Origin of the sequence: Nocardia sp. SSK8 (assembly GCF_037034205.1) — a bacterium.
GTDB lineage: Bacteria > Actinomycetota > Actinomycetes > Mycobacteriales > Mycobacteriaceae > Nocardia.
The window spans coordinates 1-14,305 of the sequence record NZ_JBAGKD010000018.1; the positions used below are offsets into that span (position 1 = coordinate 1).

General features: G+C 70.9%; 14 protein-coding genes and 1 pseudogene. 6 read left to right on the forward strand and 9 right to left on the reverse strand.

Annotated elements, in window-relative coordinates; translation table 11 throughout:
- Positions 1 to 476, reverse strand: a pseudogene (locus WA675_RS25325) (hypothetical protein); the annotation flags it as partial.
- A 1,534-nt stretch (positions 477 to 2,010) separates the two neighbouring features.
- On the opposite strand from WA675_RS25325, the gene WA675_RS25330 reads away from it, so the two are divergent.
- A complete protein-coding gene (locus tag WA675_RS25330; protein WP_336087723.1) occupies positions 2,011 to 2,445 on the forward strand; it encodes a DUF3151 domain-containing protein in 435 nt (144 codons plus the stop codon).
- A gap of 64 nt (positions 2,446 to 2,509) precedes the next feature.
- The gene (locus tag WA675_RS25335) at positions 2,510 to 3,637 is read left to right on the forward strand and encodes an FUSC family protein (protein WP_336087841.1); all 1,128 of its coding nucleotides are present in this window, start codon (positions 2,510 to 2,512) and stop codon (positions 3,635 to 3,637) included.
- Between the two features lie 4 nt (positions 3,638 to 3,641).
- Here WA675_RS25335 and WA675_RS25340 read toward each other — a convergent pair whose 3' ends face one another.
- From WA675_RS25340 to WA675_RS25350, 3 genes are read right to left on the reverse strand one after another with little or no spacing between them, the layout of a single operon-like run.
- Positions 3,642 to 4,487, reverse strand: coding sequence for a glycosyltransferase family 2 protein (locus WA675_RS25340; RefSeq protein ID WP_336087724.1), 846 nt, complete (start codon positions 4,485 to 4,487; stop codon positions 3,642 to 3,644).
- Positions 4,488 to 4,498: 11 nt separating this feature from the next.
- Positions 4,499 to 5,284, reverse strand: a complete 786-nt coding sequence (locus WA675_RS25345; RefSeq protein ID WP_336087725.1) for a site-2 protease family protein — start codon at positions 5,282 to 5,284, stop codon at positions 4,499 to 4,501.
- The gene (locus WA675_RS25350) at positions 5,281 to 5,940 is read right to left on the reverse strand and encodes a hypothetical protein (protein WP_336087726.1); all 660 of its coding nucleotides are present in this window, start codon (positions 5,938 to 5,940) and stop codon (positions 5,281 to 5,283) included. The genes WA675_RS25345 and WA675_RS25350 overlap by 4 nt, the downstream gene beginning before the upstream one ends.
- A 177-nt stretch (positions 5,941 to 6,117) precedes the next feature.
- On the opposite strand from WA675_RS25350, the gene WA675_RS25355 reads away from it, so the two are divergent.
- The 3 genes from WA675_RS25355 (at position 6,118) to WA675_RS25365 (ending at position 9,259) form a co-directional block, all read left to right on the forward strand.
- Positions 6,118 to 7,407: an adenylosuccinate synthase gene (locus WA675_RS25355; protein ID WP_336087727.1), complete on the forward strand. Its 1,290-nt coding sequence runs from the start codon at positions 6,118 to 6,120 to the stop codon at positions 7,405 to 7,407.
- Between the two features lie 197 nt (positions 7,408 to 7,604).
- Complete coding sequence (locus tag WA675_RS25360) at positions 7,605 to 8,570, forward strand: hypothetical protein (RefSeq protein ID WP_336087728.1); 966 nt, start codon at positions 7,605 to 7,607, stop codon at positions 8,568 to 8,570.
- A 398-nt stretch (positions 8,571 to 8,968) separates the two neighbouring features.
- Positions 8,969 to 9,259 carry a hypothetical protein gene (locus tag WA675_RS25365; RefSeq protein WP_336087729.1) on the forward strand — a complete coding sequence of 97 codons (291 nt, stop codon included), beginning with the start codon at positions 8,969 to 8,971 and terminating at the stop codon, positions 9,257 to 9,259.
- Between the two features lie 123 nt (positions 9,260 to 9,382).
- On the opposite strand, the gene WA675_RS25370 is transcribed toward WA675_RS25365, so the two are convergent.
- The 3 genes from WA675_RS25370 to WA675_RS25380 all read right to left on the reverse strand — a co-directional run bounded on the left by WA675_RS25370 (position 9,383) and on the right by WA675_RS25380 (position 11,159).
- Positions 9,383 to 10,201 carry an alpha/beta fold hydrolase gene (locus WA675_RS25370; RefSeq protein ID WP_336087730.1) on the reverse strand — a complete coding sequence of 273 codons (819 nt, stop codon included), beginning with the start codon at positions 10,199 to 10,201 and terminating at the stop codon, positions 9,383 to 9,385.
- A 99-nt stretch (positions 10,202 to 10,300) separates the two neighbouring features.
- A complete protein-coding gene (locus tag WA675_RS25375) occupies positions 10,301 to 10,873 on the reverse strand; it encodes a methylated-DNA--[protein]-cysteine S-methyltransferase (protein ID WP_336087731.1) in 573 nt (190 codons plus the stop codon).
- A 49-nt stretch (positions 10,874 to 10,922) separates the two neighbouring features.
- Positions 10,923 to 11,159: a hypothetical protein gene (locus WA675_RS25380; protein WP_336087732.1), complete on the reverse strand. Its 237-nt coding sequence runs from the start codon at positions 11,157 to 11,159 to the stop codon at positions 10,923 to 10,925.
- A gap of 62 nt (positions 11,160 to 11,221) precedes the next feature.
- Here WA675_RS25380 and yczR point away from each other — a divergent pair, with 62 nt between their 5' ends.
- Positions 11,222 to 12,724 carry a MocR-like transcription factor YczR gene (yczR, locus tag WA675_RS25385; RefSeq protein ID WP_336087733.1) on the forward strand — a complete coding sequence of 501 codons (1,503 nt, stop codon included), beginning with the start codon at positions 11,222 to 11,224 and terminating at the stop codon, positions 12,722 to 12,724.
- On the opposite strand, the gene WA675_RS25390 is transcribed toward yczR, so the two are convergent.
- Entirely contained in the window at positions 12,721 to 13,095 is a 375-nt protein-coding gene (locus tag WA675_RS25390; RefSeq protein WP_336087734.1) for a hypothetical protein, read from the reverse strand. The genes yczR and WA675_RS25390 overlap by 4 nt on opposite strands.
- Positions 13,096 to 13,172: 77 nt before the next feature.
- Positions 13,173 to 14,270 carry a CaiB/BaiF CoA transferase family protein gene (locus tag WA675_RS25395; protein ID WP_336087735.1) on the reverse strand — a complete coding sequence of 366 codons (1,098 nt, stop codon included), beginning with the start codon at positions 14,268 to 14,270 and terminating at the stop codon, positions 13,173 to 13,175.
- Positions 14,271 to 14,305: the final 35 nt, after the last annotated feature.

Here is a 14,305-nt window from a genome sequence, read left to right on the forward strand (position 1 = left end):
AGAACCCTGCGGACCACGGGCGCCCGGCACCTGCTGGCCCGGCCCACCGGAGCCCTGCTGTCCGGAGCCTTGCTGCCCCGGTCCACCGGAGCCTTGTTGCCCGGATCCGCCGGGCCCTTGCTGTCCGGGACCGCCGGGACCGTGCTGCCCGGGACCGCCGGGCCCTTGCTGACCTGGCCCGCCGAGACCTTGTTGCCCGGGACCGCCGGGGCCTTGCTGCCCGGGACCGCCGGGCCCTTGCTGACCTGGTCCGCCAGGACCTTGCTGGCCCGGTCCACCGGGGCCGCGCTGTCCGGGACCACCGGCGCCCGGCCGACCCGGCCCACCGACACCTTGCTCACCGGGGCCCTGCTGGCCTGGACCCACAGGCCGCTGCCCGGGCTGACCCGGACCACCCGGCCCCTGCGCCCCGGGTCCACCCGGCCCTTGCTGTCCGGGCCCGCCAGCCCCTTGCTGTCCCGCCTGACGCGGCCCACCCGGCCCACGCGGGGTCGACGGCGGCGGCGTCATGGCAGGCCGTCCACCCGCGGGGGGCACCACCCGATCCGTCCCCTTGGCGCGCTGCACCGGCATCGCAGTGGTCGGCGCCTCCGCCGGATTCACCACCCGCATAGCCACGGTCTGATCCTCGGCCGCGCCCTCCCCACCGGCCGCCGAGGCCGTCGTGAACTTCTGCGTGGCGTCATTCGCGCCCTCGGGAGCGTGCGAATCGCCTTCGCCCGCAGTCTGATCGGACCGAGCGGCGGCTGCTTCCGCTGAATGACCCTCCGCCGCAACGGCTTCCGCGTCCTGCGCGCGCTGGGCGGCCTGTTCGGCCCCCGTATCGCCGGTAGGCGTCGCACCACGGCCGCCTGCGGTGGCGTCCGGACCTGAGCTCGCCGCGTTGCTCCCCGCCGGGGCGGCCTGGTCCGCGGCCGCCACACCGGAAGCGTCGACAGCACGGTTCGCAGGTGCGTCATCCGCCGCCTCGGACGCGGAGTCGGCGGCATCAGCACCGCTGACTGCCGAGTCCACGCCCGGATCCGTGCTCGCCGCGCTGGAAGTGGCCGCAGCCTTCGCGTCGGCAGCCATCGCGCCGCCGTCGCCAGCGGCATCGGCCCGCCCGGCTGACGCCGGGTCCTTGTCAGCCTCCGCATCCACGCGTCCCGCGTTCGCTCCGGCGGCCTGGTCGTCCGACTCGACGGCGGCCTCGTCCGCGCCTGCCGTCTCGCGCCGCCGATCACCATCGCTGCGCTGGCCCTCGCCGGACGCCGCCCCTCGCGGCTCGACCGCATCGGCGGCCGAACCGGCCGGTGCGCCCGCGGCGCCACTGACGACCGCGCCCCGGATGGTCTCGGAGTCCGAGGCGTCGTCGGTCGACGGGCGATCCGCCTGGTCCATCGCACCGGTCGGAATGTCCTCTGGCGCCGGAACAACCTGTCCGCGAACTGTTTTCACAGTCTGGTCGTCGGTGGAGGCCCGGTCGACGGACGGGATCTTGCCGGGGATCGACATGGCGGTGGTCGGGGCGTCCGGCCCGGCGGGGTCGGCCGGGGGAGCAGTGGGTTCGGGGGTGGCGCCGGGGAGGCCGCGGGACAGGCCCGCCAGGGGGGAATCGCCTGGTTCCTGGGCAGCGTCCGCCGGTGTGCCGGGGCGCGCGGGGGTGCCGGTCGGACCGCCGGGGCGGGAAGCGCCGGGCAGCGAATCCCGCCGGATGACAACCGTCTCCGCCGTCGGCGGTGGGGTGGTCGGGCGGCCGGGTTCGGTGACCGCTCCGGGGGTCGACTTCGGTGCGCCGGGGGCGCTCGACGAATCGTCGCCCTCGGCGGGGCGCTGCCCGGGCGTGCCGGGACTGGCAGGCTCGGCTGCCGGATTGTTCTCGTCGGTCGGGTCGGACACCTCTGTACCCCTCGCTCAGGCTCGAACGTCGCTCTCGCCGATCAGCCTAATGCGCCACGCGCGCGAGACGTCGCCGATCGCCGTGCGGCGGGCCGGGCGACGTCGTGCGGGGGCGCGGTGCACAATGAGTCCATGTCCTCCTTCGGTGACCTGCTCGGACCCCAGCCAGTACTCCTCCCGGAACTGATCGACGCCGAAGACGCCATCGCGGCCGGTGCCGATCCGGTGAAGGTCGCCGCCGATCATCCGGCCGCCTCGATCGCCTGGGCCCAGCTCGCGGAGGCGGCGCTGGATCGCTCCAGCGGCGAGGCCGACTACGAGACGGTCGCCGCCTACGCCTTCGCCCGCACCGGCTACCACCGGGGCCTCGACCTGTTGCGCCGCAACGGCTGGAAGGGCTTCGGCCCGGTGCCGTGGAGCCACGAGCCCAACCAGGGCTTCCTGCGCAGCGTCGGCGCGCTGGCCAGGGCCGCCAAGACGATCGGTGAGTCCGAGGAGTACGCGCGCTGCCTCGACCTGCTCGAGGACTGCGACCCGCACGCCGCGGCCGAGCTCGGCCTGGACTAGCCGACTCCCGCGGATGCGTCCTCGGGTGCACGATCCCAAGGCCGTCGTCGCCGCGGCGACGCCGATGGTCACCGCGGCCAGGGCGAGCACGGTCGACCGGCTGCGGGCCTCGTCCCAGCGCTTGCGGCTGTCGGCGATCCCGATCATCCAGTGCGCGCTGGGCGCGGCACTGGCCTGGTTCATCGCGCACAATCTCGTCGGCCACTATCAGCCGTTCTTCGCGCCGACCGCGGCCGTGGTCTCGATCGGCGTCTCCTTCGGCGCGCGGATCCGCCGCTCGGCCGAGCTGGTGGTGGGTGTCGCGGTCGGGATCGGCATCGGTGACCTGTTCATCGCCCAGGTCGGCACCGGGGTGTGGCAGGTCGCGCTGGTGGTCGGCGGGGCCATGGCGGTGGCCGTATTCCTCGACAGCGGCGCGATTCTCACCATCCAGGCGGCCGGTTCGGCGGTGCTGATCGCCACCCTCGACCAGTCCGAGGCCACCGGCCCCGACCGGATGATCGACGCCCTGATCGGCGGTCTGGTCGGCGTGCTCATGGTGGCCGCCATCCCGCTGCACCCGGTGCGCCGCGCCCGCGAGCACGCCGCCGATGTGCTCGCGGTGATGAGCAAATCCATGATCACCTGCGCCGACGGCCTGCTCGAGCAGGACTCCGACAAGGTGCACGAGTCGCTCACCGCGGTGCGCGCCACCCAGAAGCAGATCGACGCGCTGCGTTCGGCGCTGGAGGGCGGCCGCGAGATCAGCCGCATCTCCCCGCTGTACTGGAACTCGCGCAAACGTCTCGAACGCATCCATTCCGCCGCCGACCCGCTCGACAACGCCATCCGCAACACCCGCGTGCTGCTGCGCCGTTCGCTCACCCTGGTTCGCGACGACGAGGTGCTCGACCCACGCTTGATCGACCTGGTCGACCAGCTCGGCAACGCCGCCGACGTGGTGCGCCGGATGATGCTGGCCGACCCCGGCGAGCAGCCCGATCAGGCCGAGGCCACTCGCGGCCTGCGCAGCGTCGCCAAGAACGCGCGTCCCGAACTCGTCGCGGGCGCGGGCCTTTCGGCGCATGTGGTGTTCGCGCAGATCCGTTCGATCGTGGTGGATCTGATGGTGGTGTGCGGTATGCAGCGGATCTCGGCGATCGCGCTGCTGCCGCCGACCGTGCCGAATCCGTATGTAACGCCGGAGGAGTGAGCGCTCAGTCGCCGACGGGGGAGACCCGCGGCCGGTTGGGCGTCAGCGAGAAACGCTTGCGGTCGAAGTCCCAGACGCGGTAGATCGGCCACTGCGAGGTGTGCATGAGCCAGGCGCCGGTGATCACCGCCCGGTGGAACGGCACCACCGGGTAACCCTGGTTGGCGATGGTCTGCAGGCCGCGCAGCTGGTACTTCCACCACACATGCGGCGGGGTCTGCCTGCGGCGGGCCGAGATCTGCGCGCGCAGCCGGGGCAGCTGGTCGATGCGCAGCTTCGCCTTGGTCAGGCACAGCGCCAGATCGAGGTCTTCGTGCAGGTCGCGCCGGGTGGTGGTGCCCTGCTGCACCTGCTCCCACGCGCTGCGCCGGATCGCCATATTGGCGCCGTGCACATTGCCCACCGGCTGGTCGCGGATCATCCCGAGCCGGTGCTGGGCGTCGATGGCCCCGGCCAGGAAGAACCCGATCGGCGAATCGTGATAGGTGCTGATCCCGGTCACGGCCATGGTGTTGGGATGGGCGTCCAGGTGCGCGCGGACGGTGGCGCCCCAGTCCGGCGAGACGAGGGTGTCGGCGTCGATGCGGCCCAGATAGTCGCCGCGGGCCCGCTCGAACCCGGCATTGCGCGCGTGCGCGACGCCGGGATTGTGCTCGTCGACCAGCTCGATCCGCGGATGCCGCGCGGCCAGCGCGCTCACGATCTCGCGCGTGCCGTCGGTGCTGCCGTTGTCGACGACGACGATCTGATCGATGGTCTCCTGGCCGACCAGCCGTTCCAGGCAGGCCGTGATGCAGGATGCTTCGTCGAGCGTGGGAATGACGACCGACAGGACAGCGGTGGAGCTCATGGTGTTTCCGTTCAACTCCAGAATCGGGTGAGGTAGCTCCCGTTGGAAGCCCACCAGTCAGGTACCCCGGAAAATTCGAACAATGCGTACACCGCGTCGAAGAACACCCGGCTCAGCGGGGTGAAGAAGATGAACGCGAAGAGGATCAGCATGCCGTAGGGCTTGATCTGCTCGAGCGCCCGGCGGGTCTGGTAGCTCAGCGACGGTTCGATGATCCCGTACCCGTCCAGTCCCGGCACCGGCAGGATGTTCAGCAGGAACGCCGTGATCTGCAGGAACGCCAGGAAGCTGAGCCCGTACCAGAAGGCCTCGTGCTGCACCGGCGAGCCGAACACCCGGATCACCAGCAGCAGGATGATCGCGCACAGCAGGTTGGAGAACGGGCCGACCGCGCTCACCAGCCGCTGCACGGCGGTCTTGAAGCCGGTGGTGTCGACATACACCGCGCCGCCGGGCAGACCGATGCCGCCGAGCGCGATGAACAGCAGCGGCAGGCCGATCGAGAGCACCGGATGGCTGTACTTGAGCGGGTTGAGGGTGAGGTAGCCGCGCACCTCCACCTGGTGGTCGCCCGCACGCCAGGCCACATACGCGTGCGCGAACTCGTGCAGGCACAGACTGATGATCCAGCCGAACACCACCAGCACGAACACGCCCACCTTGGCGCGCACCGACTCCACGTCGGCGTCCCAGGCCAGTGCGCCGCCGACCACGGTGATCAGCACGATGAGCAGGAAGACCGGGCTCGGCCGCACGGCGTTGTGGCCGGTGCGCCGGGGCGCGAAGGAATACGTCATCTCACCAGTAACCAGGGTTGTTCGAAGCGATAGAAGGTGGAGCGGGGGACCTTGCGGTCGGTGGTCACACCGTCCCGGGTGACGATCGCGCCCGGGGTTCCCAGCTGCGCGGCACGGCCCGAGACCCAGGTGCGCTTGCGCATGCCCTTGCGGACCCGCGCGCGCACGCCGGGCATGGTCATCGTCGGCGAGATGAGCATGGTGGTGACGATGCCGGAGAACAGCAGCGTGTCGTCGACATAGGCCTCGCCCTCTAGCTTGGCGCCGTCGAGACCGGTGATGCTCGCGCGCCCGACAAGCACGGTGCCGGTGTCGTCGCGGATCAGCGGGGTCTCGATCGCGCGGCCCTCGATGGCGATCTTGGCGGCGGCGTTGCCGGTGGCGGTCTGATAGACCCGCGACGCGTAGGTGGTCTCGACCGGCACGTACCCGACCTCGACGTGCAGCCGTTCGGTGCGCATCAGGTGGGTCAGCACGGCGGCCAGCGCGGCGTCGGCGCCCAGCACGATCAGCCGGGGCAGGCTGTCGGCGGCGAGCACCGGCAGCAGTTCGTCGATCACGGCGGTATCGGGGATGCGATCGGTCTGGGTGGTCGGGAGCGAGGCGAGTGCGATGGGGACCGGGATGTCTCCGCATCGGAGAACGTGGGTACTCAAACCGCGGTACACCCTCCTCGATCCGGACGACTCCGTGTCGCCCATCAACACGTGGCAAAACCCCCTGCCGACAGGTAACCGTAACCGATGGCTAGACTGTGTCTCCGGCCACCGCCTCAGAACGGCAGGTAGCTGCAGTGCTGATGTGCGCTGCCGTCGATCCGTAGGAGACTCCTGATGCCGGCAATCGTCCTCATCGGCGCCCAGTGGGGCGACGAGGGCAAGGGCAAAGCTACCGACCTGCTCGGTGAGCGGTTGCAGTGGGTGGTCCGATACCAGGGTGGCAACAACGCTGGCCATACCGTGGTGCTCCCCAACGGCGACAAGTTCGCTCTGCACCTGATTCCGTCCGGCATCCTCACCCCGGGTGTGAAGAACATCATCGGCAACGGTGTGGTGGTCGATCCGGGTGTGCTGCTCGACGAGCTGGCCGGTCTGGAAGAGCGCGGCGTGGACACCTCGGGCCTGCTGCTCTCCGCCGACGCGCACCTGATCATGCCGTACCACGTGGCCATCGATAAGGTCGCCGAGCGCTTCCTCGGCAGCCGCAAGATCGGCACCACCGGCCGTGGCATCGGCCCCTGCTACCAGGACAAAGTCGCCCGCGTCGGCGTCCGCGTCGCCGACGTGCTGGACGAGAAGATCCTCACCCAGAAGGTCGAGGCCGCCCTGGAGTTCAAGAACCAGGTGCTGGTGAAGATCTACAACCGTCGCGCGCTGGACCCGCAACAGGTGGTCGACGAGGTGCTGGGCCAGGCCGAGTCGTTCAAGCACCGCATCGCCGACACCCGCCTCGAGCTCAACCTGGCGCTCGAGCGCGGCGAGACCATCCTGCTGGAGGGCTCGCAGGGCACCCTGCTCGACGTCGACCACGGCACCTACCCGTTCGTGACGTCCTCGAACCCGACCTCCGGCGGCGCCGCGGTGGGCTCGGGCATCGGCCCGAACAAGATCGACACGGTGCTCGGCATCCTCAAGTGCTACACCACCCGCGTCGGCTCCGGCCCGTTCCCGACCGAGCTGTTCGACAACTTCGGTGAGTTCCTGGCCAAGCAGGGCGGCGAGGTGGGCGTCACCACCGGCCGCGCCCGCCGCTGCGGCTGGTTCGACGCGGTGATCAGCCGCTACGCCACCCGCGTCAACGGCATCACCGACTACTTCCTCACCAAGCTGGACGTGCTGTCCGGCCTGGACACCGTGCCGATCTGCGTGGCCTACGAGATCGACGGCAAGCGCGTCGAGCAGATGCCAACCACCCAGACCGAGTTCCACCACGCCAAGCCGATCTTCGAGGAAATGCCCGGCTGGTGGGAAGACATCTCCCACGCCCGCACCTTCGAGGAACTCCCCGCCAACGCCCAGGCGTATGTCCTTCGCCTGGAAGAACTCTCGGGCGCCCGGATCTCCTGCATCGGCGTCGGCCCCGGCCGCGACCAGACCATCGTCCGCCACGACGTCATGGCCTGACCCACCTGTCGCACAGCCCCTCCCCGCTACCGGGTGAGGGGCTGTGTCGTTTCCACATCATCGCAGTTCACGAGCGACACGCGCGGGTGATGTCGACTCGCTATCGATTTGAAGCATTCGCTCGGCAACCGCTATCGTCGCTGCGCGGTGCGCGGGGACGTGCCGTATTTCCTTGAGTGTGTGAGTGGGTGTTCGGCGTGATCCGTCGGTCCGATGATGTGAACTACTCGACGGCGCGGCGTATCGCCCGCCCGATGGCCGGGGTGCTGCCGTTGGCGCTGGCGGTGGCCTGCGCGGGGATCGCGGTCGCGGTGCCGCAGCAGCCGGGTGTGAACGACACGCCGGTGCAGCCTGGTGTCTCCGAACCAGCTGACGAGGGTCGTTCCGAGCTGGGCGCCTTCGGCGGTCCCGACAGCCTCGACCGGCTGCGCCCCGAATCGCGCCCGGTGCCCGAGTACACCGCGCCCGCCCCGCCGGTCGTCATCGAGGACCTGCACCTGCCCGAAGCGGTCGAGCCGGTGGCGCCCATCGCCCCGCCCCCGCGCACCCTGCGCATCGGTGACTTCACCCGCCCCGTCCCGGACGAGGTCCCCGAGGACCTGCTCGGCGGCGTGAACACCACCGCCGCCGACATCGAAGCCGCCCTCGCCACCCAGGGCCGCTCGATCGGCATCAACCCGAGCCGCTCCGACAAGATCGCCGCCGCGACGGTCGGCGGTGCGCTGATCGGCGCGACCGTGGTTGGCGTGCCCGGCGCCGCAGCCGGTGCGCTCGGTGGCGGCCTGATCGGCGCGGGCATCGGTGCCGGTGTCGGCTTCGGTATGGGCGGCGGCACGCCGGTGCTGGTCGGCCCCGGCGCGGCCATCGGTGCCGCCGCGGGTGCGGCCGTCGGCGCCGCGGTGGTCGGTATCCCCGCCGCGGCCGTGGGTGCGGTCGGTGGCGGTGTCATCGGCAGTGTCGTCGGCGCCACCGCCTTCCAGGGCGACCCGGGCGCTCCCGCCAGCCCCGCCGACCCGCTCGAGGCACTGGTCGACGATCAGCTGGCCAACATGCCCTGCCCCGCGCTCCCGGAGCTGCCGCCGCTGCCGGACGTCCCGCTGCCCCAGGTCGAGCTCCCGCAGGTCGCCCTGCCCCAGCTGCCCGACTGCCCCTGCAAGGACTGACAGTCTCACCGACAGTGCCCCCGATCGGATTCCGGCCGGGGGCACTGCGCTTGCCGGGCAGAACCGGTCCGGTCGTTGTCGGTGGCGCCGGTACTCGTTGCGCGGGCGTGCCAGGAGGCCGGTCCAGCCACCTCGGGCTGAGTAGGGCCGTTGGGCGTAGCTCGGGGTATGCCCCGGGCGGTGGCTGGGGCTGCCCGGCTCGAACGTGTCCGGCTGGCGCTGTCCGGCGCGGCGCGAGCGCGCGCTGCCCGGTTGGCGTTGACGTGCGGTGACGCTCTGACCAGGCATTTCCCTAGTCGGGGTGCTTCGCGAAGGTTGTCCGGATCGGCGCCACCGCAGCGGCATGGGGGCGGTGGCGGGGGAGTACCGTCGGAGCTGGTTTCGGACGGAGGTGGCTGATGGGGATGCGTGGACTCGCCCTGGCGTTGCTCGCGGCAGGTGTCGTGGCCGGGTGTGCCCCGGCGGCGGACGCGCCGCCCGCCCCGCCGAGTCCGTCGTCGGTGAGCACCGTCTTGCCGCCCGCGCAGACCCTCGCCCCGTCGCAGCAGCGCAACGAGCGGATTCGCGGCATGCTCTACACCGTCGGCTGCACCAGCAACTCGTGTGTGCAGACCTACTTCGCGTGCATGGACGGCTACCTCGACGGCGAACCCTGCCAGTTCTACCGCGACCACCCGCCGCCACCCTGACCGGTTGCCCGCCGACTGCCACATCCGGCTACCTGCCGCGCTCTACCGCACCAGACGGCAGTCGCCGCGCCACGGCTCCACCACCCCTGGGCACGCGGGAATCGCCCGCGTGCCCGCAGGGAATTATCTTGCGCGGGTGAGGAATTCGCCGACGGCGGGCGCGAGGGCCTCGGTCTTGGGCGTGTGGCTCACCCCGGCCAGCTCGGTGAACTCCGCGTTCGGCAGTACACCGGACACCGCCTTGGCGCCCTTGGTGAGCAACGGCACGGTGAGTTCCCCGGCGAGCACCAGCACCGGCACCCGCACCCCGGCCCAGTCCGCCGCGTTCAACCGCTGACCGCGCATGTACGGCCGCACCACCGCCCAGTCGTGCGCCGTGGAGTTCGCGGTCGCCGCGAGCTTCTTCCAGAACGGCGTGATCCGCATGGTCCCGATCATCACCAGCGGGGTGCCCATCACCTTGGTCATGTAGTAGCGCGCCGCTTTGTTCCGCTTGCCCGCGGCGATCATCGGATGCAGCTTGTCGGCCAGATCCTTCGGCGGCACATGGTCTTTCGGGTCGACGACGAACGGCGGCTCATAGGCGACCACCGCCTCGACACCGGGCACCGACTGCGCGGCCAGCAGGGCCAGCACCGCCCCGGACGACCATCCGAACAGCGCGGCCTCGCCCCCGGCCGCCTCGACCAGCGCCGCGATATCGGCGATCTCGTTGGCCACGTCGTACACCCCGGGCGAGTCGGCGCTGTCGCCGCGCCCGCGTCGGTCGTAGTTGAGCACCGTGAGGTCGTAGCCGCTCGCCAGCGCCTGCGCCAGCCCGCTCATCGCCGGGGACTCCCGGAAACTGAACGCCCCGCCGATCAGGATGACCGTCCCCGCGGTGCCCTCGCCGACCCGGTCGTAGGCGATCGTGGTGCCGTCGGCCGACGTCACTGTCTGCATGCTGGTGTCCTCTCGATTCCTGGGCGCCCCACGACCGTACGCGATCCGGTACGGCCCTGGTCGGGGCGGGTTTCCCGGAATCGGCCGACGCGCCTGCCCTCAGAACAGCATCGGTTCGCCGAACCCCGGTGTCCCCTCGATCTCGAGCAGCCGCGCCTTGGTCCCGATCCCGCCCGGCGCCGAGAACCCGTGCAGCGCGTGGTCGGCCGCGAGCACGCGATGGCAGGGAATGATCAGCGGCACCGGATTGCGCCCGAGCGCCTGCCCGACGGCCTGGGCCGAGCCGGGGGCACCGAGGCGGGTGGCGATATCGCCGTAGCTGAGGGTGTGGCCGGGGTCGATGTCGCGGGTCACCGCGTAGACCGCGCGGTGGAACTCCGGTACCCCGCCCAGGTCGACATCGATCCAGCGCAACGGGTCGATCGTGCCGTCGAGATGGGCCCTGATCCCCGCGATGGCCGCGGTGACGGCGGGCCCCGGTTCCCCTTCCTCCACCGGCTCGCCGCCGAACGGCCGGGTGATCCGGGCCAGAGTATGTTCCTCGCTGGCCTCGGGCAGCTGGAACCGGACGACGGTCTCGCCGCGCCAGGCGATCGCGCACAGCCCGATCGCGGTGTCGAACAGGGCGGCGACCACCGTGTCGGTCCGGGTCGATTCGGTGCCGGAACTCATGAGCACAGTGTGCGCCGCCCCGCCGACAAGTTCCGTCCGGCCCCCGCGCTCAGGCGGCCAGCGGCTTGTTGAAAGGGCCAGTTTCGCGCAACTGGTCTGGTTCGGGTTCGTGGGCCCGCACCGCCTCCAGATCGCGCAGCGCCCGCTGCTCGTCGTAGGTGCTGAACGCCCGGTCATGGGGCTGATACTGGAACGGCCAGAAGGGCAGATCGCCGCGCTTGGGGAAGGCGCGGTAGGCGGCGAATCCGACGAGGACGGCGACGGCGAGGGCGAGGAACGTGGTCATGTTCCCCACGATCCCCCGACTGGCCTTGCCTATAAATATCCACTTACGGAATACTGGACTTTATGGCGACAAGAGTGATCGGCGCGTCGGGCCTGGCCCGCGACCTCGGCCGTTGGCGTGACCCCGAGACCGAGGGCGATAGCCCCGAACGCCGCCCGCACCGGCCCGCCTATCTGGCCCTGGCCGAGGCCATCCGCCTGCTCATCCACGACGGCCGCGCGCCCCTCGGCGTCGCCCTGCCGAGTGAGCGCGATCTGGCCACCACCCTCGGCGTCAGCCGCACCACCATCACCTCCACCTACTCGCTGCTGCGCGAGCACGGCTACCTGATCAGCCGCCAGGGCTCCCGCAGCACTGTGGCGCTGCCTCCGGCCATCCAGCACGACGGCGCCAAGGCGGCCCGGGGGATCATGGCCCTGATGGCGCAGCCCGAGCTGCCGACCATCGACATGACCTACGCCGCCATGTCCGCCCCGCCGGAAATGCACGAGGCCTATGCCACTGCCCTGCAAGGCATTCCGGCCTACCTCGGCACCCACGGTATGGACCCGGTCGGCGTGTTGGCCCTGCGCGAGGCGCTGGCCCGCCGCTACACCGCGCGCGGCCTGCCCACCGAACCGGACCAGATCCTGGTGACCCTCGGCGCCCAGCACGGCCTGCGGCTGCTGCTCAATGTGCTCACCTCGCCCGCCGCGCGCGTACTCATCGAGCACCCCTCCTACCCGAACGCGATCGAGGCCATCCGCGATGTCGGCGCCCGCCCGATCCCGGTGCCGCTGCGACCCGAATTCCCGCACGCCGGTTGGGATCTCGACGGCATCCGCAGTACCGCCCGGCAGACCGCCGCGACGCTGGCCTACCTGGTGCCCGACTTCAACAACCCCACCGGCCTGCTGCTCGACGAGGCGGGCCGCGCCGAACTGGCCGCCATCGCCCGCGACACCAGGATGACCATCGTCGTCGACGAGTCGATGAGCGAACTGAATCTCTCGGGCGCCCCGATGCCCCCGCCGGTGGCCGCCTTCGCCAAGGGCTCGGAGATCATCACCATCGGCTCGGCCTCGAAGTCGTTCTGGGGTGGCCTGCGGGTCGGCTGGATTCGCACCAACCAGGCGCTGATCACCAAGCTCCTCGGCATCCGCGCCACTGTCGACCTCGGCACCCCGGTGATGGATCAGCTCGCCACCGTCGACCTGCTGGAGAACGCCGACCCGATCCTGGAACGCCGCCGCGAACAGCTGCGCGCCCAGCGCGGCGCCCTGCTCGACGCCGTCGCCGAAGACCTCCCCGGCTGGCACATCATGCCCGGCGCGGGCGGCATGTCGCTGTGGGCCCAGCTGCCCAGCCCGGTCTCCACCGCGCTGGCCGCCACCGCCCCCAACCATGGCGTATTGCTCGCCGCCGGACCACGTTTCGGCGTGCAGGGCGCCTTCGAACGCTTCCTGCGGTTGCCCTTCACCCACCCCGAACCGGAGCTGCGCCTTGCGGTGAAGTCCATCGCCTCCGCCTACGCGGCGCTCACCCCGCGCGCGGCCGACCCGCTCCGGCCGCTCACCTGCTACTAGCCGAACCCGCACGGCCGGTAGCTGCTCGACGCGGGCAGCATCGGATCGGGATTGACGGTCTCGTAGCCCACGCCGAGCAGGAACAGCGCCGTCACCACGAAGGCCAGCGTGGTGAACGGCACCGCGATGGCGCTGCGCGTGGACGGATACCGGAACAGCAGCACCAGCAGCCAGATCAGCGAGGCCCCGGTGACCACCAGCAATCCGGTGGCCAGGCCGTTGAACGCGGTGGCGGCGATGGGGACGGGAATGTCTCGGCGGCAACCGGTTTCGAGCAGTCGCGCGCGCCGGTTGTCCAGGAATCCCTCGGCGAAGGCGAACGCGAGCAGTGCCGAACCGAAGGTGGCGGCCGCGATGAATGCGGCGAGCACCTTCGGTGGCCGATGGCCGGTGCGGACCCGAATCCTGTCGTCGATAGCCGTCAGACTACCGACGACAGGCCGGTAAATCAGTCAGCCCAGACCGTTTCGATCGGTGTCGCGGCGGTGGGCGGCGGGGTCGGGATGCCGCCGGGGGTGCGCGAGAAGCGCGGCGCGGGCGCGTGCTGCACCACACCGTCGATCTCGATCAGGCCGGTGCGGGCCGCGATGTGCGGGTTCTCGGTGGCCTCGGTGAAGGTGAGCACCGGGGTGGTGCAGGCGTCGGTGCCGTCGAAGATCGCGGCCCACTCGTCGCGGGTCTTGGTCTTGAACTTGTCGGCGAACAGCTTGCGCAGCTGCTCCTGACCGTTCGGGTCGATCTGCATGGGCAGACCCTCCGGATCGATCTCGAGGCCCGCCAGCAGCTCGGCGTAGAACTGCGGCTCGATCGCGCCCACGGCCATGTACTTGCCGTCGGAGGTCTCGTAGGTGTCGTAGAAGGCCATGCCGGTGTCGAGCAGGTTGGTGCCGCGCTCGTCGGACCACAGGCCCACCCCGCGCATGCCCCAGATCATGTGCGACAGGGCCAGTGCGCCGTCGATCATCGCGGCGTCGATCACCTGGCCCTTGCCCGAGCTCTGCCGCTCCACCAGCGCGGCGAGCACGCCGAACACCAGGAACATCGAGCCGCCACCGAAGTCGCCCACCATGTTCAGCGGCGGCACCGGGCGCTCGCCCTTGCGGCCGATGGCATTGAGCACACCGGTCAGCGAGATGTAGTTGATGTCGTGGCCCGCGCGGTCGGCGAGCGGACCGTGCTGGCCCCAGCCGGTCATCCGGCCGTAGACCAGGCGCGGGTTGCGCGCCAGCGCCTCGTCGGGGCCGAGGCCCATGCGCTCGGTGACGCCGGGGCGGAAGCCCTCCAGCAGCACGTCGGCCTTCTCCACCAGGTCCAGGATCTTGGCGACGTCGGCGGGGTCCTTGAGGTTCGCCTCGACGATGGTGCGCCCGCGCCACTGCGGCCGTTCCATGAAGCCGGGCAGCTGGTTGGGGCGCTGCACGCGCACCACGTCGGCGCCCAGGTCGGCCAGCAGTAGCGCGGCGTGCGGGCCGGGCCCGATGCCCGCCAGCTCGATGACCTTGATGCCCGCGAGGGGCCCCTGCTTGGCGGTGGACTCGCTGCTCACGCCTGACCTCAGTTCGTCGTCGAACGGTATTGACA

Bases quoted from the DNA above. Each gene is read 5' to 3' on its own strand.
- WA675_RS25340 (WP_336087724.1), bottom strand. From the start codon at position 4,487: ATGAGCTCCACCGCTGTCCTGTCGGTCGTCATTCCCACGCTCGACGAA.
- WA675_RS25365 (WP_336087729.1), top strand. From the start codon at position 8,969: ATGGGGATGCGTGGACTCGCCCTGGCGTTGCTCGCGGCAGGTGTCGTG.
- WA675_RS25355 (WP_336087727.1), top strand. From the start codon at position 6,118: ATGCCGGCAATCGTCCTCATCGGCGCCCAGTGGGGCGACGAGGGCAAG.
- WA675_RS25330 (WP_336087723.1), top strand. From the start codon at position 2,011: ATGTCCTCCTTCGGTGACCTGCTCGGACCCCAGCCAGTACTCCTCCCG.
- yczR (WP_336087733.1), top strand. From the start codon at position 11,222: ATGGCGACAAGAGTGATCGGCGCGTCGGGCCTGGCCCGCGACCTCGGC.
- WA675_RS25375 (WP_336087731.1), bottom strand. From the start codon at position 10,873: ATGAGTTCCGGCACCGAATCGACCCGGACCGACACGGTGGTCGCCGCC.
- WA675_RS25380 (WP_336087732.1), bottom strand. From the start codon at position 11,159: ATGACCACGTTCCTCGCCCTCGCCGTCGCCGTCCTCGTCGGATTCGCC.
- WA675_RS25335 (WP_336087841.1), top strand. From the start codon at position 2,510: ATGGTCACCGCGGCCAGGGCGAGCACGGTCGACCGGCTGCGGGCCTCG.
- WA675_RS25345 (WP_336087725.1), bottom strand. From the start codon at position 5,284: ATGACGTATTCCTTCGCGCCCCGGCGCACCGGCCACAACGCCGTGCGG.
- WA675_RS25370 (WP_336087730.1), bottom strand. From the start codon at position 10,201: ATGCAGACAGTGACGTCGGCCGACGGCACCACGATCGCCTACGACCGG.